Source organism: Mesorhizobium sp. M7A.F.Ca.CA.004.12.1.1 (assembly GCF_003997835.1).
Taxonomy (GTDB): domain Bacteria; phylum Pseudomonadota; class Alphaproteobacteria; order Rhizobiales; family Rhizobiaceae; genus Mesorhizobium.
Window position 1 is genome coordinate 1 of sequence record NZ_RZRK01000438.1, and the last position, 5290, is coordinate 5290.

Sequence of the window (5290 nt, forward strand, 5' to 3'; positions counted from 1 at the left end):
GATGGGAACGGATTTCGCGCGTCGTGCCCGCGACGATCTCGTCGACCGTGACCGGCATGACCGTGATCGCCATCGGCGAAGGCCTGGTGCTGGGCATCGCCTACTGGCTGGCCGGCGTGCCGTCGCCGGTCACGCTTGGCGCCTTGACCGGCGTCATGGCGCTGATCCCTGGCGGTGCGCCACTGTCGTTCACGCTGGTCTCGATCTATCTGGCCGCCAGCGGCTCGCCGATGGCCGGGCTGGCACTGTTCCTCTGGGGTGCGGTCGAACTGTTCATCGTCGACAAGACACTGCGCCCGAAGCTCGTCGGCGGGCCGATAAAACTGCCCTTCCTGCCGACGTTTTTCGGCCTGATCGGCGGCGTCAAGACCATGGGGTTTCTCGGTCTGTTCATCGGCCCGGTGCTGATGGCCCTGCTGGTCGCGATCTGGCGCGAATGGCTTCGCGAGGTGGAAATGGCCGATGAAGTCGTCCCGGGCTCGCCAGCCGAAATCGAAGCCGGTCCGCAAATCGAGGTCCTGCCGGAACCCGACGTGGCGAAGAAGGCCAGCGCCTGATCTCAACGCGCCTTAGACCGGATGTTGCACCGCAAGGTCGCCACGCCGCTTGCGTCCCTCGTGAAGCTGCCACAGCGAATGCGCGATCAGCGTGACGATCAGGATCGCGCCGCCGATCAGGCTGTTGCGCGTCGGTGTTTCGGCAAAGATCATCCACACCCAGACCGGCGCCAGCACGGTTTCGAGCAGGTAGAACATCGCCACTTCAGGGCCCGAAATGTATTTCGGCCCGGCGGCAAGGCAGAAGAACGCAATCGGCATGACGACGGCGCCGTTGAGGATGATCCACCAGGGCGCCTCCACCTGAAAGCCGGTGTTGGAGACCATGAACGCCGCCAGCCCGAAGGGCAGGACGACGCCGATCAGTGAGGTAAAGCCCATATCCTTGCCGCTGGCGCGCGAGATGGTGATGGCGCAGGCGATCAGGAAGGCCGAACACAACGCCATCAGGTCGCCGAACAGATGTCCGGTGCCAACGGAATCGCCGACGATGATGACGACGCCGACAATCATCATGGCCAATGCCGCAAGGGTCAGCGGCCGCGGCCGCTCCTTCAGGAACACCCATGAAAGCAGCGCGGCGAACATGGTTGTGAAGGCCAGGATGAACACCAGGTTGGCGGTCGAGGTGTTGTAGACGCCTGTGATGAACGCAATCGCGCCGAGCCCGTAGATCGCGGCAACGATCAGGCCCGACCAGCCAGGTATCAGCTGCGGCGCATTCTTGCTGAACGAGCGCCAGATGGTCCACATGATCAGTGCCGCGGCCAAGGTGCAGCCGGTGCGCAGCAGCAGGATTGTCCATGCCTCGCCGTGGGCGAGCCGGATCAGCGGGATGTCCACGGTCAGCGTCAGCCCGCCAAATGCGGTGAGCAGAAGTCCTTTGGTGTGAGTATCGTGAGACGACATGCAGCGACTTTCACAATGAATTCGGGAGAGGATGGCGGACCGGCGCAATCGCACGCTCTCCGCCAACCAGCGGAAAGACCAGCATCGTCTCGATTGAAAATGTTTAAGCCCGGACTTGGGAAAGAGTAATCAGCGCGCGACCGCTTCGTTGGTGTAGCGCTCCCAGCCCTTCGGGCCGAGATGCTCCTGCGGCATGAAGCGCATCTTATAATTCATCTTGCGCGAGCCGTTGACCCAGTAGCCGAGATAGACATGGGGCAGGCCCATCGCCCTGGCGCGGGCGATGTGGTCGAGGATCATGAACGTGCCGAGCGACCGTTCCTCGAAATCGGGATTGAAGTAGGAATAGACCATCGACAGGCCGTCGGCCATCTTGTCGGTGAGCGCCACCGCGATCAGCTCGCCCTGTCCCTTGCCGGTGATGAACGTGTCTGGTCCACGCCGCCGATACTCGATCACCTTGGTGTCGACATGGGTATCCTCGACCATCATCGCATAGTCGAGCACCGTCATGTCGGACATGCCGCCACGGCGGTGGCGGGCATCGAGATAGCTGCGGAACAGGGAATATTGTTCGGTCGAAGGCTCGGCATTGTGCATGTGGCCGACGAGATCGGAATTGTGCTGCAGCACGCGCTTCATGTTGCGGCTGGCGACGAATTCCTGGGCGAGGATGCGTACCGAAACGCAGGCGCGGCAGGTCTCGCAGGCCGGCCTGTAGGCGATGTTCTGCGAGCGCCGGAAGCCGCCTTGGGTCAAGAGGTCGTTCATCTCCGCCGCCTTGTCGCCAACCAGGTGCGTGAACACCTTGCGCTCGAACTGGCCGTCGAGATAGGGGCACGGCGACGGCGCGGTCAGGAAGAACTGCGGCGACTGGGTCGGATGCTGCGTCATCGAGCCTTGGAAACACTCCTTCGAATCGCTCTACCTTTGGCGCGGACGGCGAAAAATTCAACAGGATTATGTGGGCGTGGTCGACTCGACGCCTTCACATTTGTGCTCAATCGGTTGCGACTGCTCTTCAGAGGGCCGTTTCAGCGGTCCGTGCGGCTGACGACCGTGCCAAGCAAAAGATCGTGCAAGGTGCGCTTGCGGTCGGAAAACAGCGTCACCAGCAGGACGAGCGGCGACAGGATGACGTTGCCGGCCCAGAACAGCACCGAATGGACGACCGCGGTGAGGCCGTCGATCGGCCTGCCGTCGAGCCGGTCGAGCCGGATGCCCATCATCTTCATGCCCGTGGTGGCCTGGTCGGTGCTGCCCAGCGTGTTCCAGATGTAGAGGATGGCCACAGTCGGCAACAGGATACCGAACAGCATCCAGCCAAGCCCGAGGGTCAAAAGCCCGAGGAAGAACACCAGAATGGCAAACGGAATGGTAAGCAGCGCGACGATGACATAGTCGATCACGAAAGCCAGGATGCGCTTCGTGCGCACGCCGTCATAGGCCCTGACATCGTCGAGCCTGCTGGTGATGATTTCGCCGTCGAGAACGCGCGCGTTCATGTCATTTCCTCGTAACAAGGTCCGACATAGGGTGCGGACCGCTCAGCCATGAAATGGTGAAGGCCTGTGGCGGAATCAAGATCGGGCTTCTTGCGGTGCGCCGGCCTTCAAGGCGCCAGGCGCAATCTGAACCGGTTGAATTTGCGGCGCGGATAGCATTAGCTTGCTGCGGCGCAGCAAAAGCGCACATGGCAGGGGACGGGGCAATATGGACTACGGCATGCTGGTCATCGGCAGCGGCCCTTCCGGTCGCCGGGCCGCGGTGCAGTCGGCCAAGCTCGGCAAATCGGTGCTGGTGGTCGATCGCGGCCGGCGTCTGGGCGGTGTCTCGGTGCATACCGGCACCATCCCGTCGAAAACGCTGCGCGAAACGGTGCTCAACCTTTCGGGTTGGCGTGAGCGCGGCTTCTACGGGCGCGGCTACCGGGTCAAGCAGGATATCTCGGTCGGCGATCTGGTCGAGCGCCTGCACAAGACGCTCGACCATGAGGTCGAGGTGCTGCAGCACCAGTTCATGCGCAACACGGTCAAGAGCGCCCGGGCTGCGGTGAAATTCCTTGGCCCCAACAAGGTCAGCCTGACCACCGACACCGGCGATTACAGCGAGGTCGGTTTTGCTAATGCGCTGATCGCGGTCGGCACCAGGCCGCACCGGCCGCGCGATGTGCCTTTCGACAAGACCCGAATCTTCGACAGCGACGAGATGCTGGAACTCGACCGCTTGCCGCGCACGCTGACGGTGATCGGCGCCGGCGTCATCGGGGTCGAATATGCAACGATCTTTTCCGCGCTCGACGTGCCGGTAACCTTGGTCGAGCCGCGCAACTCCATCCTCGATTTCGTCGACCGCGAGATCGTCGACGATTTCATCCACCAGATGCGCGATCGCGGCATGACCATCCGGCTGGGCAGCGCGGTGAAGGAAATCCGCTCCAAGCCTGATGCCGCCGAGGTGGAACTGGCCGATGGCCGCACCATTCGTTCAGAGGTCGTGCTCTACGCCGCCGGCCGCACCGGCAATGTCGGCAACCTGGGCCTCGATGTCGTGGGAATCGACGCCGACTCCAGAGGGCGCATCAAGGTCGATCCGCATACGTTCCAGACCAGCGTGCCGAACATCTACGCCGCCGGCGACGTCATCGGCTTTCCGAGCCTGGCCTCGACTTCGATGGAGCAGGGCAGGGTGGCGGCCTGCCATGCCTTCGGCGTGCCGTTGCCGCCGCCACCGGAAACATTCCCCTATGGCATCTATGCGGTGCCGGAAATCTCGACGGTCGGCCAGTCCGAGGAACAGGTGCGTGAAAGCGGTGCGGCCTATGAGATCGGCGTGGCGCGCTTTCGCGAGACCTCGCGCGGCCATATCATGGGCGTCAACACCGGCTTCCTGAAACTGTTGTTCTCGGTCGAAACGCGCCGTCTGCTCGGCGCGCACATCATCGGCGAGGGCGCCACCGAGCTCATCCACATCGGCCAGGCGGTGATCAATCTCGGCGGCACCGTCGACTTCTTCGTCAACAACACCTTCAACTATCCGACGCTCGCCGAAGCCTACAAGATTGCAGGGCTGGACGCCTGGAACAGGATGGGACGAGGGTAGGCCGGCTGGTCGTGGCGGCGAGCCTGTCAGCTTGCCTGCGCCACCGCCGCGGATCCCGACAGCCATTGTCTGACGATTGCGGCGTCGGCGCTGCCGAATTCATGACCTGATGGGACAATCCGGGCGTCGATCTCGGCGCCATGCTGGCTGAGCAATGTCACCAGAGCAGGGGCGAAGGGCGAATAGGTGAGATCCGCGGCGCCGGCGATCATCAGGACGCGCACCTTTGACAAATCCGTCGCCGGCACGTGATCGAGCACCGGCATCGGCCGCAGCAGCGCGGCGCGCTCGACGAGCTCCGGATGCAGCAGCATCAGGCTTGAAACCAGATTGGCGCCGTTCGAATAGCCGAGGAACGTCGCGCGTGAGAGATCGAGATGGTGGCGTGTGGCCGCGTCGGCGACGAAGCCCGCAAAGGCATCGGTCTCGGTGCGGATGCTGTGCTGTTCGAAGCGCGTCGGCGTGATGCGCGCGAACCAGCGGAAACCATCCTCCTGGACAATGCGGCCACGCACCGCGATCAGCTTGGCCCGCGGTGCGATCTCTCGTGCCAGCGGCACCAATGTCGTCTCGTCGACACCCGATCCATGCAGCAGGAAGAGACATTCGCCGGTTGAATCCGCCGGGCTGTAAAGCCGGTAGCTGAAGGCCAGATCACGCCGCTGCGCACCATCTTGTGAGGTCTCTTCGATCATCGCGCATCCTCTTGATTATATGAGGTT

At 62.9% G+C, this 5290-nt stretch carries 6 protein-coding genes; 2 read left to right on the forward strand and 4 right to left on the reverse strand.

Annotated features, from left to right (window positions below; translation table 11 throughout):
* Positions 1–557 (forward strand): AI-2E family transporter (locus EN984_RS21770; RefSeq protein WP_164765568.1); only part of this gene is annotated, 557 nt, incomplete at its 5' end.
* Between the two features lie 12 nt (positions 558–569).
* Here EN984_RS21770 and EN984_RS21775 read toward each other — a convergent pair.
* From EN984_RS21775 to EN984_RS21790, 3 genes are all read right to left on the reverse strand, one after another.
* Positions 570–1466, reverse strand: a complete 897-nt coding sequence (locus EN984_RS21775; protein WP_127267506.1) for a DMT family transporter — start codon at positions 1464–1466, stop codon at positions 570–572.
* 129 nt (positions 1467–1595) lie between these two features.
* The gene (locus EN984_RS21780; protein ID WP_023810205.1) at positions 1596–2360 is read right to left on the reverse strand and encodes an arginyltransferase; all 765 of its coding nucleotides are present in this window, start codon (positions 2358–2360) and stop codon (positions 1596–1598) included.
* A gap of 140 nt (positions 2361–2500) precedes the next feature.
* Positions 2501–2971: an RDD family protein gene (locus EN984_RS21790; protein ID WP_127267507.1), complete on the reverse strand. Its 471-nt coding sequence runs from the start codon at positions 2969–2971 to the stop codon at positions 2501–2503.
* A gap of 208 nt (positions 2972–3179) precedes the next feature.
* On the opposite strand from EN984_RS21790, the gene sthA reads away from it, so the two are divergent.
* Positions 3180–4568, forward strand: a complete 1389-nt coding sequence (sthA, locus tag EN984_RS21795) for a Si-specific NAD(P)(+) transhydrogenase (protein ID WP_127383941.1) — start codon at positions 3180–3182, stop codon at positions 4566–4568.
* Between the two features lie 26 nt (positions 4569–4594).
* On the opposite strand, the gene EN984_RS21800 is transcribed toward sthA, so the two are convergent.
* On the reverse strand, positions 4595–5263 hold the full coding sequence (locus tag EN984_RS21800) for an alpha/beta hydrolase (RefSeq protein WP_127267509.1): 669 nt from the start codon (positions 5261–5263) through the stop codon (positions 4595–4597).
* Positions 5264–5290 lie beyond the last annotated feature (27 nt).

Excerpts from the sequence above, each read along its gene's own strand:
- EN984_RS21775 (WP_127267506.1), bottom strand. The coding sequence starts at position 1,466 with ATGTCGTCTCACGATACTCACACCAAAGGACTTCTGCTCACCGCATTT.
- EN984_RS21780 (WP_023810205.1), bottom strand. The coding sequence starts at position 2,360 with ATGACGCAGCATCCGACCCAGTCGCCGCAGTTCTTCCTGACCGCGCCG.
- EN984_RS21790 (WP_127267507.1), bottom strand. The coding sequence starts at position 2,971 with ATGAACGCGCGCGTTCTCGACGGCGAAATCATCACCAGCAGGCTCGAC.
- sthA (WP_127383941.1), top strand. The coding sequence starts at position 3,180 with ATGGACTACGGCATGCTGGTCATCGGCAGCGGCCCTTCCGGTCGCCGG.
- EN984_RS21800 (WP_127267509.1), bottom strand. The coding sequence starts at position 5,263 with ATGATCGAAGAGACCTCACAAGATGGTGCGCAGCGGCGTGATCTGGCC.